The organism is Xanthomonas hortorum pv. cynarae (genome assembly GCF_002939985.1).
Lineage (GTDB): Bacteria > Pseudomonadota > Gammaproteobacteria > Xanthomonadales > Xanthomonadaceae > Xanthomonas > Xanthomonas hortorum_D.
In genome coordinates this window covers 18,390-34,759 of record NZ_MDFM01000004.1, presented here as the reverse complement: position 1 = coordinate 34,759, position 16,370 = coordinate 18,390, and the positions used below count along the sequence as shown (strand labels likewise).

Below are 16,370 nucleotides of genomic sequence, written 5' to 3'. Positions count from 1 at the left end.
CATATGCAGTATCTGTGCCGTCGGCGACCCGACGGCGCAGAGCATCAGGCTTCCGGACGCATATACGGGAACAGCAGCACATCGCGGATCGAGGTGCTGCCGGTCAGCAGCATCACCAGGCGGTCGATGCCGATGCCCAGACCACCGGTCGGCGCCATGCCGTACTCCAACGCACGGATGTAATCAGCGTCGTAATGCATCGCTTCGTCGTCGCCACCATCCTTGGCCTGCACCTGCGCCTGGAAGCGCGCGGCCTGGTCTTCGGGGTCATTGAGCTCGGAAAAACCGTTGGCCAGTTCCTTGCCGTTGATGAAAAGCTCGAAGCGATCGGTGTACCCCGGCTCGGTGTCGCTGGAACGCGCCAGCGGCGACACTTCGACCGGATGATCGGTAATGAAGGTCGGCTGCACCAAGGTGTGCTCCACGGTGGCCTCGAAGATTTCCAGCAGCAGCTTGCCCCAGCCGTAGGACGGCTTGACCTTGATCTTCAGGCGCTCGCAATGGCCCAGCAGCGCAGCGCGATCGGTGCAATCGGCCGCGCTGATGTCCGGATTGTGATGGCGAACGGCCTCATCCATGCGCCAGCGCCGGAAAGCCGGCGCCAGGTCGATGTCGGCGCCATCCCAGTTCACCTGGGTGGTGCCCAGCACCGACTGCGCGGTATCGCGGATCACCTGCTCGGTCAGATCCATGATCTCGTGGTACGTGGCATAGGCCTCGTAGAGTTCGAGCATGGTGAACTCGGGGTTGTGCCGGGTCGACACGCCCTCGTTGCGGAAATTGCGGTTGATCTCGTAGACGCGTTCCAGCCCACCGACCACCAGCCGCTTGAGATACAGCTCCGGCGCCACGCGCAGGTACAGATCCAGATCCAGCGCGTTGTGGTGGGTGGTGAACGGCTTGGCGGTGGCGCCACCGGGGATGTAATGCATCATCGGCGTTTCCACTTCCAGGAAGCGGCGCGCGTCCAGCCAGGCGCGCATGGCGCGGATGATCTTGGAGCGCTTGATGAAGACCTCGCGCGCTTCCGGGGTCACGATCAGATCGACATAGCGCTGGCGATAGCGCTGCTCCACGTCCGAGAGGCCATGCCACTTGTCCGGCAGCGGGCGCAGCGACTTGGTTAGGAGGCGCAGCGCAGTGGCCTTGACCGACAGCTCGCCGGTCTTGGTGCGGGTCAACCCGCCCTCCACTGCGACGATGTCGCCGACATCCCAGCCCTTGAACGCGGTGTAGGCATCGCCCAACACATTGCCCTGCAGAAACAATTGCACCCGCCCGGACTCGTCCTGGATCTGCGCAAAACTCGCCTTGCCCATCACCCGCTTGGCCATCAGGCGGCCGGCCATCCTGACGGTGCGGCCGCTCGCTTCCAGCGCCTCGGGGGTCCAGGTCTCGGCATCGGCGAATTCGGCCTGCAGGTCGCCGGCGAACTGCTCGCGCACGAAATCGTTGGGATAGGCGATGCCCTGGCTGCGCAACGCGCCCAGTTTCGCGCGACGCTCGGCGATGAGGCTGTTCTCGTCGGCGGGGATCTGCGGCGCGGGGGTCTGTTCGGTCATGGCGGGAATCGATCTGCTGTGGGTCGGGCGCGTGCCCGGTGGGGAGTGAGGAACCGGACGTGCCGGTTGCTGCCTTGTTTTACGGTGGGACTGTGACGACTGCGCGGTGCAGCAGTGTCGACTGTTGGGCAATCTGCAGCCGCTGCACGATCAGGACGCATTGCGGCCGCAGGCGGCGCGAGGTCGATGCGCGCAGGCACATCGACCTCGCGCAGCGGTCAGGCATCCAGGCGTTTGGAGCCTGCCGCCAGACCGGCCTTGAGGCTGGCCTCGACGAATTCGTCCAGATCGCCGTCGAGCACCTTCTGCGTATCGCTGCGCTCGATGCCGGTACGCAGATCCTTGATGCGGCTCTGGTCGAGCACGTAGTTGCGGATCTGGCTGCCCCAGCCGATGTCGGACTTGGTGGCTTCCAGCGCGTCGCGTTCGACGTTGCGCTTTTGCACTTCCAGCTCGTACAACTTGGCGGCCAGCATCTTCATCGCGTTGTCGCGGTTCTGGTGCTGGCTGCGGCCGGTCTGACAGGCCACCACGGTGTTGGTCGGAATATGCGTGATACGCACCGCCGATTCGGTCTTGTTGACGTGCTGACCACCGGCGCCGGAGGAGCGATACACGTCGGTGCGCAGATCGGCCGGATTGATGTCGATCTCGATGTTGTCGTCCACTTCCGGCGACACGAATACCGAGGTGAAGCTGGTATGCCGGCGGTTGTCCGAGTCGAACGGCGACTTGCGCACCAGCCGGTGCACGCCGATCTCGGTCTTCAGCCAGCCATAGACGAACTCGCCTTCGATGCGGATGGTGGCCGATTTGATGCCCGCGACTTCACCGCCGGATACTTCCATCAGCTCGGTCTTCCAGCCGCGCGACTCGGCCCAGCGCAGATACATGCGCAACAGGATTTCGGCCCAGTCCTGCGCCTCGGTGCCACCGGCGCCCGCCTGGATGTCGACGAACGCGTTGGCGCCGTCCATCTGGCCGGAGAACATGCGCTGGAATTCCAGCTTCTCGACATGCACCTGATACTTGTCCAGGTCGGCAAGCACCGCCACGGCGGTGTCTTCGTCCTGCTCGCTTTCGGCCAGTTCCAGCAGGTCGGCGGCGTCGGCCAGGCCGGCCAGCACGTCGGCAATGCCGATGACGGTCTTTTCCAGCATCGAGCGCTCGCGGCCCAGGGCCTGCGCGCGCTCGGAATCGTTCCACACATCGGGATTTTCAAGCTCCCGGGTGACTTCCTCTAAACGCTCTTTCTTGACGTCGTAGTCAAAGATACCCCCTGAGCGAGAGCACGCGATCGTTGAGATCGGTGATGCGCTGGCGGATCGGATTGGTTTCGATCATGACGGACTTCCGGCAAACAAGCCCGGTAGTTTAGCAAGCGGGCGGCGGCGGCGGAACGCGGCGGTGGCCATGCCGGGTCGCAGCGTTCTGCGGGCACAGCAAGCATCGGGAAGCGCCGGTCGGTGCAGTCGGCAGCCTGGCCGGCGCACAGGTCAGGTGCCGGGGCGCTGAGTGACGCAGCCCGGACAAAGGCGGCTTTGCATACGATCGGCGCCGCTCCACTCAGCCAGCCGGTGCAGGCTCGGCCCGTTGCGCGACGGGCGCCTGCCCGGCCACTGTCCGCAACGCAGCCAGATAGCGGCGGCTGCATGGCAATACCGTTGCATCGGTCAGGTGCACGCGGGCATCGCCGGATTCCAGCGGTTCGATCGCCTGCACGCGTGTCAGCTTCACCAGGTAGCTGCGGTGGATGCGCACGAACATCGCCGGATCGAGTTTGGCCTCGATCGCGGCCATGGTGCTGCGCAGCGGGTAGTCGTGGCAGCGCACGTGCAGATTGACGTAGTTGCCCGAGGCCTGGACCCATTCGATGTCGGCGGTGGCGACCAGGAAGTCGCGTCCCAGCTTGCGCACCAGAAAGCGTTGCGGGCGATCCAGCGGCTCCACCGGCGCGCCTTCGTCCGGCGCGGCCAGCAGATGCGCCTCGCCCTGCCGACGCCGCCCATACCAGGCCAGCGTGTGTTGCAGCGCCACCAGCAAGGCGAAGGTGCGCAGATCCTTGGAGAGTTCGTACACCCACTGCAAGCGCCAGCCACCGAAGTCGTAGTGCGCCCCCACCGCGAGATAGACCAGCTTGCGCAACAGCACCATGCCGCTGACGTGCAGCAACCACCAGACCAGCCCGGCCGCCATATAAAGCGGAATGCGCCGCCGCCAGACATCGGCATGCAGCGGCCAGCGCCGGCATAGCCAGAGCAACAGCGGCAGGAGCAATAACGAGGCGGTCGCGCTACTCAGCTCCCAGGTCAGCACCTGCCACAACAGCAACGGCTGACCGTCGCGACGCGCCGCCAGCCAGACGGTCGCGGTGTTGCCGAGCGCGCTGCCATAGAAAACCAGCAACCAGATCAACGCCACCCAGCGCTTGCCTGCGCTGGGAGCGCCGTCGGTATTGGGTGGAATGGCCCCGGGAACAGGTGAATTCATCCGCGCATTCTAGGGAAACCGCACGCTTGCCGTCCCCGGTTCGTCCCTGCAGCGCCGCGATTGGTCACTCGGGGAGCGCGTTGTCACCCTTGGGGCAGCTACATGGGGCCGGATCTGACGAGGATGCAGGCATGCCCTCAACCGACACGACCATGACCGAGCGCCGCCACGATATCGACGCCTTGCGCGTCTTCGCCTTCGCACTGCTGATCCTCTATCACGTGGGCATGGCCTATGTGGCCGACTGGGATTTCCACCTCAAGAGCGTGCACACGGCGCAGTGGTTGCAGTGGCCGATGATCGTGCTCAATCGCTGGCGGATGCCGTTGTTGTTCATGATCTCCGGCATCGCGATCGGGCTATCGCGGCCGCAGGCCAGGCCCTGGCGTTTCGCCTTGCAGCGCTGCGGGCGGTTGCTGCCACCGTTGCTGTTCGGCATGTTCGTGGTGGTTGCGGTGCAGGCGTATTGCCAGGGCGTGAGCAACGGCAAGGTCAGCCCGGGCTTCGGAACCTTCTTGCTGCGCTATTGGCAGGTGCGGCCGTGGCCGGCCGGTAGCTTCGATGGTTGGGAGCACGGCATCACCTGGAATCATCTGTGGTATCTGGCCTACCTGCTGCCCTACACCATCGCGTTGATGGCGCTGGTATCGCTGACACGACCGCTGCGGTTGGCCGCGTTGCCTCGCTTGCCCGCTGCGCTGGCGGTGCCGGCACTGCTGCTGTTGCCGATCCTGTGGGAAGCGTTCTGCGTGTTGTGGGTGATGCCGCGCCACCCGCCCACCCACGCGCTGGTCGGCGACTGGTTCGTGCATGCCGAATCGTTCCCGCTGTTCGTGCTGGGGTACATGCTGGCACGCCGCGAGCGTTTCTGGGCTTGGGCGGTGCGGATGCGGTGGCTCACACTCGGCGCCGCGCTATTGGCGATCGACACCGAACTGGCAATCCGTTATGTCGGCATCCATGGACAACCGGCGCAACTGGGTGCAACGCTGGCTGCGCTGCCCTGGGAAAACGTGGAACACAGCGCACGTGCCGCCTACACCTGGCTGGCGCTGCTGACGATGCTTGGCTGGGCCAGGCACCGTTTGAACCGTCCATTCCGCTGGCTGCCTTACTGCACCGAGGCAGTGTTCCCGTGGTACATCCTGCATCAGAGCCTGATCATCGTGGCGCTCTACTGGCTGATGCCGTTGCACCTGAATGCCTGGCTGGAACCGGCGCTGGTGATTGCCGCCACCGTGATCGGCGGTCTGGCACTGCATGAATATGCGATCCGCCGCGTGCGCTGGCTGCGCCCCTTGTTCGGATTGCGTGGGCGCACGCAGCGTTCGACGAGGCAAGTCGACGTCATGCCGATGCCGTCATGAACGCATTGCGCACCGATGGCGCTGTTTGGCGCGCGATGGACTGGACGGCCTATCCGCAGCACCGCAAGATGCGCGCCGGACACGCTCTTTCGAAGAACACCATGCGCCCCACCCTGCTCGCCGCCACCTTGTTGCTGACGCCCGTCGCCGCCCTTGCCGAGGCCCCGGTCGGCATCGCCTTCGACCATGAAGACTGGACCATCGCCTGCGACAACACCCGCACCTGCCGCGCTGCCGGTTACCAGCCGGACGAAGGCGACAGTACGCCGGTGTCGGTGCTGCTGACCCGCAAGGCCGGGGCCGGGCAAGCGGTGACGGCCGAGTTGATGCTGGGCCAGTACGACGAGGTCAAGATGCCGGCGTCGCTCACATTGCGCATCGACCAGCGCGATCTGGGCAAGCTGGCGCTCAATCGCGACAGCGGCACCGCGCTGCTGACCAGCGCGCAGGTCACCGCACTGCTGGCCGCGCTGACACGCAGCAGCAAGATCGTGGCGCTCGGCAACGATGGTCGCCGCTGGCAGCTGTCCGACCGCGGCGCGGCGGCGGTGCTGCTGAAGATGGACGAATTCCAGGGCCGGCTGGGCACGCGTGGTGCGCTGGTGCGCAAGGGCGATCACGACGAAGCCGCAGTGCTGCCGGCTCTGACGGTACCGCAGGTGCGCGAAGCCAAACTCGCCGCGCCGCAAGCGGCCGATGCGCGCCTGGGCAAACTGCCGGCGCTCTATCAGGCGCTGCGTGCCAGCTTGCCGGCCAACGACGAATGCAAGGGGCTGGACGCAAGCACTGCGCCGGAACCGCTGACGATCACCCGGCTCAGCAGCGACAAATTATTGGTCTCGACCGATTGCTGGATGGGCGCCTACAACGTCGGCACCGGCTATTGGGTCATCAATGCGCGCGCGCCGTTCGCGCCCACCTTGATCACCACCCAGGCCAGCGGTCTGGATGAGGCGACCATCCTCGCATCGCACAAGGGGCGAGGTCTGGGCGATTGCTACAGCCAGGCCAGCTGGACCTGGGACGGCCGCCGGTTTGTGCCGACCTCCAAATCCACCTCCGGCCTGTGCCGGCTGGTGGCCGCGGGCGGCGCATGGGAATTGCCGACGCTGGTGACCGAGGTCAAGAAGTCACCTTGATCGATGCGAGGACAGTGCGAGTGAGTGCTAGCGCCAGTGCGCGCTTGCACTGTCTTGCAAGACGCTTTGAGCGGCGAATGAAACTACTTTGCGGCCATCAGGCGTGCGGCCGCTAGGGCATGTACCACCGCGCAAATGCCGCTTGTGAGTGCGCCGTCAAGTGCAGAGCGGCTGAGCTGCAGCTTGGCTGCAAGGCCCTTGCCCGCCCACCATCGCGGGACACGCCGCAAGTACGTCCATGTAGGCTCTTACGCGGCATCCATGCCGCGTAAGGTCCCGCGACGGTGGGCGGGCAAGGACCATCGAAGATGGTCGGTGTGCGTGGTTGCTAGCAGAGCATGACACGTGTTTCTCGGATCACGGCGCGTCCGGTCAGCTTCCCGGCACACGCCGAACAACACAGGCCTTTAAGAAAGCACCTACATACTTGTCATCGCGAATCGCGTGGGTCACTGGAAAACAAGATGACGAATTGTCGTGCCTCGACCAGGTCATGGAAACGACAAGCCGAGGCGGCAGCGTGGCCGGGGATTGGCGGAGAGCGGCACACGGATGTGCCGCGGCGGCGAGTCAGACAGGATGTCTGACCGAGCCGAGGAGCCGATCCCCGGCCGCGCTGCCGCCCCTACCGAAGCCAGCGGCTGCCGCCCCTACCGAGGCCAGCGACTGACAGCCGCGCGCTTAGAACCGTACCCTCAGCGCCCTACACGGACGGATTCACGGCGTGTCCAGCGAGCGGTGCGGTGAGGACACCGCGCCCTCGACCAACGCGGCTTGGAACCATCGCGCCAAGCCAGCAGATCAGGCCGTGACGGTTGCCGGCTCGCAATGTTCGACGATCAATTGCACCGCGGTGCCGCCGCGATAATCGTCGCTGACCAGGCGGTAGGCCAGCCGCACCATCCGACCCGGCTCACTACCGCGCCAGCCGTTGAAGTGGATCGCATTGAGCGGCTCGGCGCGCCCGGCGCAACGCAGCGTCAACTTGAGATGGCGCTCCTTGAGTACGCGGCACTGCAGCACCTCGAACCGACCATCGAATAACGGTTCGGGAAAGCCCTGCCCCCACGGCCCGGCCACGCGCAGCGCTTCGGCATGCAGGTGATCGAGTTCGTGCGCAGCCAGTTCGCCATCGCTGTGCAATTCGGCGTGCAGTAGCGAGGCATCCACCATCGATTGCACTTGCGACCGGAATGCCTGTTCAAACGTGGCCAGCGCGGCGTGATCCATGCTCAACCCTGCTGCCATCGCATGCCCGCCGAACTTCTGGATCAGGCCCGGGTGGCGCGCATCCACCGCCGCCAGCACATCGCGGATATGCAGGCCGGGAATCGACCGCGCCGAGCCGCGCAACAGGCTGCTGCCCGGCTCGGCCGGCGCCAGCGCGATCACCGGGCGATGCAGGCGGTCCTTGAGTTTGGAAGCGACCAATCCAATGACGCCGGGATGCCACTCGGCATCGAACAGGCAGGCCGCGATCGGCAATTCGCCATCGGCATCCAGCACCACTTTGGTGACGGCTTGCTCGGCGTCGTCGGTCATCAACTGCTGCACCGCGCGGCGCTCGGCGTTGATCTCTTCCAGGGTGCCGGCGATCTCGCGTGCGCGGCTCCAGTCTTCGCTGAGCAATAGCTCGATGCCCAAGGCCATGTCTTCGAGGCGGCCCGCGGCATTGAGGCGTGGGGCGAGCGCGAATCCGATGTCGCTGGCGCTCAGGCGCGCCACATCGCGACCGCTGGCATCGATCAGGGCGCGCAGTCCGATACAGCCCCTGCCCTCGCGCAGGCGGCGCAAGCCGGCCGAGACCAGCGCACGGTTGTTTGTATCCAGCGGCACCAGATCGGCGACGGTGCCGACCGCGACCAGGTCCAGCAACACCGACAGATCCGGTTCGGCGCGGTCGGCAAATGCGCCGCGCGCGCGCAACACACTGCGCAATGCCAGCAGCACGTAGAAAATCACACCAACGCCGGCCAACGACTTGCTCGGGAAGCTGTCGTTGGCCAGATTCGGATCCACGATCGCATCGGCAGGCGGCAACACCTCGCCGGGCAAGTGATGATCGGTGACCAGCACGGTCCAACCGCGCGCCTTGGCCGCGGCCACACCGGCATGACAGGCGATGCCGTGATCGACGGTGACCAGCAGATCCGGCTGCAACGCGGCCAGTTCGTCCACCAGCGCAGGCGACAGGCCATAGCCATGCACCATGCGATTGGGCACCGCGTGATGCACATCCAGCGCGCCGAGCATGCGCAAGCCGCGCACGCCAACCGCGCACGCGGTGGCGCCATCGCAATCGAAATCGCCCACCACCAGGATGCGGCGCTGGTGTGCGATCGCATCGGCCAGCAGCTCGGCAGCAACGTCGCTGTTGTGCAGCAACTCCGGCGACAGCAGTTGCCCCAACCGCGGATGCGCGCCTTGCGTATCGGTGACACCGCGCGCGGCATAGATGCGGCGCAACAGCGGCAACATGGAATCGGGCCAACTGCCGGCCTGCCCGGGCGGGCGCCGGACGATCTGCGGAGTGGACGTCATTGCGCCAGCTGTAAGCGCGGCTTGCGCCAGAAACGCCAGCGTTGCGCGTGCGTCAGCGAGACGGTCTGCCCGTCCTGGAAATCCAGTACCAGCCGATCCAGCTCGCCACGTGCCATGGCCGCCAGCAACGGCGCCACCGCGTCGTCGCTGAATTGCTGCAGCGACCGCAGATGACGCAGATCCACCAATGCATCCACGCGTTGTTCGCCCTGCGCATCGGCACCGGCCGCCAGGGCCAGCGCACGTAGCAGCGACTCGCGGCTGCGCACTTGCCGATGCGGCGAACTCACCGCATGCGGCAGCACGCCGCCGCCCCAGAACCACAGCGAATTGATCGCCGGTTTGCCGCTGGCCACGCGGCCTTCGTTCCAGGGATGTTGATGCAGCAGCACCTGCGCTTCGGTCAACAACGCGCGCCAGCGCCGGCCGACATCGCCGGCGGGAAGATGCTCGAACAAGTCGTCGCCGATCGCCAGATCCGGCGGCGCGAATTCCGGCAGCTTGGCATCCGGCGACAGCCGCAGATACCAGCGCGAGGGCGTTGGCGCATCCAGCAGAAACCCGGCATCGCCGAACATCGGCTTGAGGATGGGCAGCAACACCGCCAGGTCCTCGGCAGTGGGGCCGAGCGCCTCGCCGTAGCCCATCAAGCGCGCGCCCTGCATATCCGGCACCACATAGGCCGGATCGGCACGTACCCAGGTCGCGCCCGCGGCATCGCCGGCATCGAGCTGACGGGTCAGCGCTGCCACCGGCCAGTGCGCAGGCGTCAGCGTGAAGTGGCGTTGCAACTGCGCCACTTCGCCGGACTCGGTGCTTTGCTGGTCGGCACGCGCAAGCGCACGCGCCACCGGCGTGTCGCCCAACTCGCCGGGTAGACGGCGTGTTTCCGGCAGCAGCAGCGTTGCGGTCGTCATCGGTCGGTGGCGTCGATCAATGGCAGTCGATCAGTCCAGGCAATCAATCTAGATAGGCAACGCTGACGACTTCGTAGTCGCGCTGGCCGGCCGGCGCGTCGATGGTGACCGAATCGCCTTCCAGCTTGCCGATCAACGCACGTGCCAATGGCGAGGAGATCGCGATCATGCCCAGCTTGATGTCCGCTTCCAGATCGCCAACGATCTGGTAGCGCTTCTCTTCGTCGGTCTCGGTGTCGGCCAGCGTCACGGTGGCGCCGAACACGATCTTGTTGCCGGCCGACAACTTGGTGATGTCGATGATCTCGGCATGCGAGAGCTCGCCTTCCAGCTGCTTGATGCGGCCTTCGATGAAGCTCTGCTGCTCGCGCGCGGCGTGGTATTCGGCATTTTCTTTCAGATCGCCGTGCGCACGCGCTTCGGCGATCGCGCTGATCACCGCCGGGCGCTTGACCGACTTCAGCTGATCGAGTTCTTCGCGCAGACGCTGGGCGCCCTTCGCGGTCATGGGTGCTCTCATGCTTGCAGCTCCTTGTGCAGTTCCTGCAGCGACCACACAGGGCCGGTGCCGCGGAATTCCAGCGAATGCACCAGCGCCTTGGCGCCGGCGACAGTGGTCGAATAGGTCACGCGATGCTGCAGCGCTTCACGCCGAATCGAGAACGAATCGGAGATGGCGGCGCGCCCTTCGGTGGTGTTGACGATGTACACGATCTCGCCGTTCTTGATCGAATCGACGATATGCGGGCGCCCTTCGGCGACCTTGTTGACGATTTCGCAACTCAACCCGTTTTCCTGCAGCCAGGCGCCGGTGCCGCGCGTGGCGACCAACGTATAGCCACGCTCCACCAGCGCCTGCGCCACCGGCAACACGCGCTTCTTGTCCGGGTCGCGCACCGACACGAACGCCTTGCCCACCGGCGGCGCCTTGATGCCGCCGGCCTCCTGCGCACGCGCGAACGCGGCGCTGAAGCTGCGGCCCACGCCCATCACCTCACCGGTGGAGCGCATCTCCGGCCCGAGGATCGGGTCTACGCCCTGGAACTTGGCGAACGGGAAGATCGCTTCCTTCACCGAGTAGTAATCCGGCACGATTTCCTTGGTGGCGCCCTGCTCGGCCAGCGTCTTGCCGGCCATGCAGCGTGCGGCGATCTTGGCCAGCGGCATGCCGGTGGCCTTGGACACGAACGGCACGGTGCGCGAGGCGCGCGGGTTCACTTCCAGCAAAAACACCACATCGTCGCCGGCCTCATCGACCTGCACCGCGAACTGCGTGTTCATCAGGCCGACCACGTTCAAGCCTTCAGCCAGCATGACGACCTGACGGCGCAGCTCGGCCTGAGTCTTGGGCGAGAGCGAATAAGGCGGCAGCGAGCACGACGAATCGCCCGAATGCACGCCGGCTTCTTCGATGTGCTCCATCAAGCCGCCGATCAGCACGTTGCCGTCCTTGTCGGCAATGATGTCCACGTCCACTTCCACCGCGTTATCCAGGAAGCGGTCCAGCAGCACCGGCGAATCGTTGGAGACCTTGACCGCATCGCGCACGTAGCGCGCCAGGTCGGACTCGCCGTAAACAATCTCCATCGCGCGGCCGCCCAGCACATAACTCGGGCGCACCACCAGCGGATAGCCGATCTCGCGTGCCAGCACCAAGGCTTCTTCTGAATTGCGCGCGATGCGGTTCGGCGGCTGCTTCAATCCCAGCTTGTCGACCAGTTGCTGGAAACGCTCGCGGTCTTCGGCCAGATCGATCGAATCGGGCGAGGTGCCAATCACCGGCACGCCATTGGCTTCCAGCGCACGCGCCAGCTTCAGCGGGGTCTGGCCGCCGTACTGCACGATCACGCCTTTGGGTTTTTCCAGCTCGACGATTTCCAGCACGTCTTCCAGCGTCAACGGCTCGAAGTACAGTCGGTCGGAGGTGTCGTAATCGGTGGACACGGTTTCCGGGTTGCAGTTGACCATGATGGTCTCGTAGCCGTCATCGCGCAGCGCCAGTGCCGCATGCACGCAGCAGTAATCGAACTCGATGCCCTGGCCGATGCGGTTGGGGCCACCGCCCAGGATCATGATCTTGTCGCGATCGGTCGGCAGCGCTTCGCATTCGTCCTCGTAGGTCGAATACAGATAGGCGGTGCTGGTGGCGAATTCGGCCGCGCACGAATCCACGCGCTTGTAGACCGGGCGCACCTTGAGTGCGCGACGCAGCGTGCGCACCGATTCTTCGTTGGTGCCGGTCAACTCGGCCAACCGCGCATCGGAGAAACCGGCGCGCTTGAGCGTGCGCAGGCGCGCGGCATCCAGCGAAGCCATACCGTCGTCGGCGAGCTGCTGCTCATGGCTGATCAGTTCTTCGATCTGGTCCAGGAACCACGGATCGATGAACGACAGCGCGTAGATATCGGCCACGCTCATGCCGGCGCGGAACGCATCGGCGACGTAGAACAAACGCTCCGGGCCCGGCGCCTTGAGCTCGCGCTTGAGCGCGGCGATATCGTCTTCGCTGCTCAGATCCAGGCCGGTCGGGTCCAGCCCGATCTTGCCGGTTTCCAGGCCACGCAGCGCTTTCTGCAGCGATTCCTGGAAGGTGCGGCCCATCGCCATCACCTCGCCCACCGACTTCATCTGGGTGGTCAGGCGCGCATCGGCCTGCGGGAATTTTTCGAAAGCAAAGCGCGGAATCTTGGTGACCACGTAGTCGATCGACGGCTCGAACGAGGCCGGGGTCAAACCGCCGGTGATCTCGTTCTTCAACTCGTCCAGCGTGTAACCCACCGCCAGCTTGGCGGCGACCTTGGCGATCGGGAAGCCAGTGGCCTTGGAGGCCAGCGCCGAGGAGCGCGACACGCGCGGATTCATTTCGATCACCACCACCCGGCCGTTGGTCGGGCTGATACCGAACTGCACGTTGGAGCCGCCGGTGTCCACACCGATCTTGCGCAGCACCGCGATCGAGGCATCGCGCAGGCGCTGATATTCCTTGTCGGTGAGGGTCTGCGCCGGCGCCACGGTGATCGAGTCGCCGGTGTGCACGCCCATCGGATCGAGGTTTTCGATCGCGCAGACGATGATGCAGTTGTCCGCGGTGTCGCGCACAACTTCCATCTCGAATTCCTTCCAGCCCAGCACCGATTCTTCCACCAGCACTTCGGTGGTCGGCGACAGCTCCAGGCCACGGCCGACGATGTCGATCAGCTCTTCGCGGTTGTAGGCGATGCCGCCGCCGCTGCCGCCCAACGTGAAGCTGGGGCGGATGATGGTCGGGTAACCGACGCGGGTCTGGATATCCAGCGCTTCTTCCAGCGTGTGCGCCACTTCGGCCCTGGGGCAATCCAGACCGATCTCGCCCATCGCCACGCGGAACAGCTCGCGGTCTTCGGCCATGCGGATCGCTTCGCGCTTGGCGCCGATCAGCTCGACGTTGTACTTCTCCAGCACGCCATGGTCAGCCAGATCCAATGCGCAGTTCAGCGCGGTCTGCCCGCCCATGGTCGGCAGCAGGGCGTCGGGCTTTTCCTTGGCGATGATCTTCTCGACCGTCTGCCAGTTGATCGGCTCGATGTAGACCGCATCGGCCATGTCCGGGTCGGTCATGATCGTGGCCGGATTGCTGTTGACCAGGACCACGCGGTAGCCCTCGTCGCGCAGCGCCTTGCACGCCTGCGCGCCGGAGTAATCGAACTCGCAGGCCTGGCCGATGACGATCGGGCCGGCGCCGATGATCAGGATGGTTTTTAGGTCGGTGCGCTTTGGCATTTCTTTACTCGATGAAGGACTTGCGGCGAGCCGCAAGTACGGAAGAGTGGCCGCGGCGATCGCATCGCAACGCAGCGTGATGATTGATCGACTTGGCTGAGCCGAAAGCAGCGGTCATCCGGCAGATCCATAGCCGAGGCCGTGCAGGGTGTGCTGAAGCCATTGATACAGCCCGAAGGACGCGGCAAGGCTGCCCAGGATCAGCAGCCAGCCGATCGCGGAGGTCTTGCCCCAGCGGCGCACCTTGTCCGGGTCGCTGTTCTGCATGCGATGGTGAAAGGATTCCCCTCCAATCACATAGCCGACGCCGAACACGACGCACATCGGCACCATCAAGGCCAGCTTCATGCCGCCATGCAGCGTGATCGACTCGGCGCCAGCGCGTGCCTGCTCCAGCGGCATCCACACGCCCCAGTAAGCCAGGGCAGCGCCCACCAGCAGGATCAACACACCTATCAACCGAGCGCTCATGCGCGCTCGGCATCCTTGACCATCAATGCCACGAACCGATCGAACAACGGCCCCACGTCGCGCGGGCCCGGCGAGGCTTCCGGGTGGCCCTGGAACGAGAACGCCGGGGCGTCGGTCAGTGCGATGCCCTGATTGGTGCCATCGAACAGCGAACGATGGGTCACCCGCACATTGGCCGGCAACGTGCTTTCGTCGACCGCAAAGCCATGGTTCTGCGAGGTGATCATCACTCGCCCGCCATCCAGATCCTGCACCGGATGATTGGCACCGTGGTGGCCGGTAGCCATCTTGACCGTCCTGGCACCGGCGGCCAGCGCCAGCAACTGATGGCCCAGGCAGATGCCGAAGGTCGGCACCTTCTTGGCGATCAATTCCTGGATCGCGCTGATGGCGTAATCGCAGGGTTCCGGATCGCCCGGACCGTTGGACAGGAACACGCCATCGGGCTGCATTGCCAGCACCTCGGCCACCGGCGTGCGCGCCGGCACCACGGTGACGTCGCAACCACGATCGGCCAGCATGCGCAGGATGTTCAGCTTGACGCCGTAGTCATAGGCCACGACTTTGTACTTCAGCTCGGCCCGCACGAAAGTGTCTGAGTTCAGATCCAGCGAGCCTTCCTGCCAGGTGTAGCTGGTCTCGGTCGAGACCACCTTGGCCAGGTCCATGCCCTTCAGACCGGGGAAGCTGCGCGCGGCTTCCAGCGCCTTTTCGACGTCGATCTCGCCGGCCATCAGCGCGCCGTTCTGGGCGCCCCTCTGCCGCAGCAGGCGGGTCAGCTTGCGGGTGTCGATGCCGGAAATGGCCACCACACCACGGGCCTGCAGCCATTCCGGCAAAGCCACTTCGCTCCGCCAGCTGCTGGGGCGACGCGGCACATCGCGCACGATCAGGCCGGCAGCCCAGATCTTTGTGGCCTCGTCGTCCTGATCGGTGAAACCAGTGTTGCCGATATGCGGATAGGTCAGCGTGACCATCTGGCGGGCATAGGACGGATCGGTCAGGACTTCCTGATAACCGGTCATGGCGGTGTTGAACACCACTTCGCCGACGGAAAGCCCGTTGGCGCCTACGGATTCGCCCTCGAACACGGTGCCGTCTTCGAGGACAAGGATTGCGGGTTGGGTCACGTGGGGTCTCGCTCTGGCTGCCTGGGACTCCGATGCGCTTCCGGCCAAATTCCGGTTGCAGCAAAGCGCGGACGCGGTGCTGAGGACCGGTCCGACGCTGGTTCGGGCAAGCGAGAATTGTAAAGGCAAGTGCCCCGGCATGCCAGCCTGAAGAGCGCCCGATGCTGCAGTGACATCGCAACAGCGAGGTGAATGCGCTGCTGGAGCGGCTCGCCATTCATGCGCGGTTGCGCGCCGGGTTACAGCACCAGGTCACGCACCCGATAGCTGCCGGCCGGCTTGCCGATCAGCCGTTTGGCCGCATGCAGCGCACCACGCGCAAAGATGTCGCGGTTGCTGGCGCGGTGAATCAGTTCCACCCGTTCGCCCAGCCCGGTGAACTGCACCGTGTGCTCGCCGACGATATCGCCGGCACGCAGGCTGGCGAAGCGCGGCTGCGCGCCACTACCGGTTGCCGCTTCGCCCAGCGTCAGTGCGGTGCCGGATGGCGCGTCCTGCTTGTGCACATGATGCGCCTCGACGATATCGCAATCCCAACCCGGCAGGCTGCCGGCGGCACGCTCCACCAGCTCGGTGAGCACCGCGACACCGAGACTGAAGTTGGATGCCCACACCAACGGGATCTTGCCCGCAGCGTCGAGCAACGCAGCGCGCTGCACATCGTCCAGCCCGGTGGTGCCGGACACCAGCGGTTTGCCGCGTTGCGCACACAAGGCCAGGATCGGCGCGAAGCCTTGCGGCAGGCTGAAGTCGATCGCCACATCGAAGGCCGGCGCACCGCCGAGTTCGCTGGCGGCAAAGTACGGCACGCCGTCCACCACGCGTTGCGAGGGCGAGCGCCCCACCACCGCGCCGACGACGTGCAAGCCCTCGTCTTCGGCGGCCAAGCGCAGCAATGCCTTGCCCATCCGCCCGGAGGCGCCGTGGATCAGAACTTTCACAGGAGACGTTGTCATGGCGGCAGGCTAGCTAGGCGATGGGGGTTGTACAAGAT

General features: G+C 65.3%; 12 protein-coding genes. 2 read left to right on the top strand and 10 right to left on the bottom strand.

What is annotated here, in order from left to right; genetic code table 11:
* Window positions 1-44: 44 nt before the first annotated feature.
* The 3 genes from lysS to XcyCFBP4188_RS03840 form a co-directional block, all read right to left on the bottom strand.
* Window positions 45-1,562 carry a lysine--tRNA ligase gene (gene lysS / locus XcyCFBP4188_RS03850; protein WP_006451241.1) on the bottom strand — a complete coding sequence of 506 codons (1,518 nt, stop codon included), beginning with the start codon at window positions 1,560-1,562 and terminating at the stop codon, window positions 45-47.
* Between the two features lie 218 nt (window positions 1,563-1,780).
* A protein-coding gene (prfB, locus tag XcyCFBP4188_RS03845; RefSeq protein WP_104591659.1) for a peptide chain release factor 2 occupies window positions 1,781-2,906 on the bottom strand; the annotation gives its coding sequence in 2 pieces (ribosomal slippage) (window positions 1,781-2,830 and window positions 2,832-2,906; 1,125 coding nt in all).
* Between the two features lie 222 nt (window positions 2,907-3,128).
* Window positions 3,129-4,052: a LytTR family DNA-binding domain-containing protein gene (locus XcyCFBP4188_RS03840; protein WP_046932886.1), complete on the bottom strand. Its 924-nt coding sequence runs from the start codon at window positions 4,050-4,052 to the stop codon at window positions 3,129-3,131.
* A 152-nt stretch (window positions 4,053-4,204) separates the two neighbouring features.
* On the opposite strand from XcyCFBP4188_RS03840, the gene XcyCFBP4188_RS03835 reads away from it, so the two are divergent.
* Both XcyCFBP4188_RS03835 and XcyCFBP4188_RS03830 read left to right on the top strand, forming a co-directional pair.
* On the top strand, window positions 4,205-5,419 hold the full coding sequence (locus tag XcyCFBP4188_RS03835) for an acyltransferase family protein (RefSeq protein WP_043909378.1): 1,215 nt from the start codon (window positions 4,205-4,207) through the stop codon (window positions 5,417-5,419).
* Between the two features lie 101 nt (window positions 5,420-5,520).
* Window positions 5,521-6,558 carry a DUF1176 domain-containing protein gene (locus XcyCFBP4188_RS03830; protein ID WP_043909383.1) on the top strand — a complete coding sequence of 346 codons (1,038 nt, stop codon included), beginning with the start codon at window positions 5,521-5,523 and terminating at the stop codon, window positions 6,556-6,558.
* Between the two features lie 801 nt (window positions 6,559-7,359).
* On the opposite strand, the gene recJ is transcribed toward XcyCFBP4188_RS03830, so the two are convergent.
* From recJ to dapB, 7 genes are all read right to left on the bottom strand, one after another.
* The gene (recJ, locus tag XcyCFBP4188_RS03825) at window positions 7,360-9,099 is read right to left on the bottom strand and encodes a single-stranded-DNA-specific exonuclease RecJ (protein WP_006451530.1); all 1,740 of its coding nucleotides are present in this window, start codon (window positions 9,097-9,099) and stop codon (window positions 7,360-7,362) included.
* Entirely contained in the window at window positions 9,096-10,016 is a 921-nt protein-coding gene (locus XcyCFBP4188_RS03820; RefSeq protein ID WP_006451529.1) for a hypothetical protein, read from the bottom strand. The genes recJ and XcyCFBP4188_RS03820 overlap by 4 nt, the downstream gene beginning before the upstream one ends.
* A 43-nt stretch (window positions 10,017-10,059) precedes the next feature.
* Window positions 10,060-10,524, bottom strand: coding sequence for a transcription elongation factor GreA (gene greA, locus XcyCFBP4188_RS03815; protein ID WP_006451528.1), 465 nt, complete (start codon window positions 10,522-10,524; stop codon window positions 10,060-10,062).
* 8 nt (window positions 10,525-10,532) lie between these two features.
* Window positions 10,533-13,775: a carbamoyl-phosphate synthase large subunit gene (gene carB, locus XcyCFBP4188_RS03810; RefSeq protein WP_074057555.1), complete on the bottom strand. Its 3,243-nt coding sequence runs from the start codon at window positions 13,773-13,775 to the stop codon at window positions 10,533-10,535.
* Between the two features lie 114 nt (window positions 13,776-13,889).
* Window positions 13,890-14,225, bottom strand: a complete 336-nt coding sequence (locus XcyCFBP4188_RS03805; protein WP_225306983.1) for a hypothetical protein — start codon at window positions 14,223-14,225, stop codon at window positions 13,890-13,892.
* Window positions 14,226-14,242: 17 nt separating this feature from the next.
* On the bottom strand, window positions 14,243-15,376 hold the full coding sequence (gene carA, locus XcyCFBP4188_RS03800) for a glutamine-hydrolyzing carbamoyl-phosphate synthase small subunit (protein WP_006451525.1): 1,134 nt from the start codon (window positions 15,374-15,376) through the stop codon (window positions 14,243-14,245).
* A 239-nt stretch (window positions 15,377-15,615) separates the two neighbouring features.
* A complete protein-coding gene (gene dapB / locus XcyCFBP4188_RS03795) occupies window positions 15,616-16,332 on the bottom strand; it encodes a 4-hydroxy-tetrahydrodipicolinate reductase (protein ID WP_006451524.1) in 717 nt (238 codons plus the stop codon).
* Window positions 16,333-16,370: the final 38 nt, after the last annotated feature.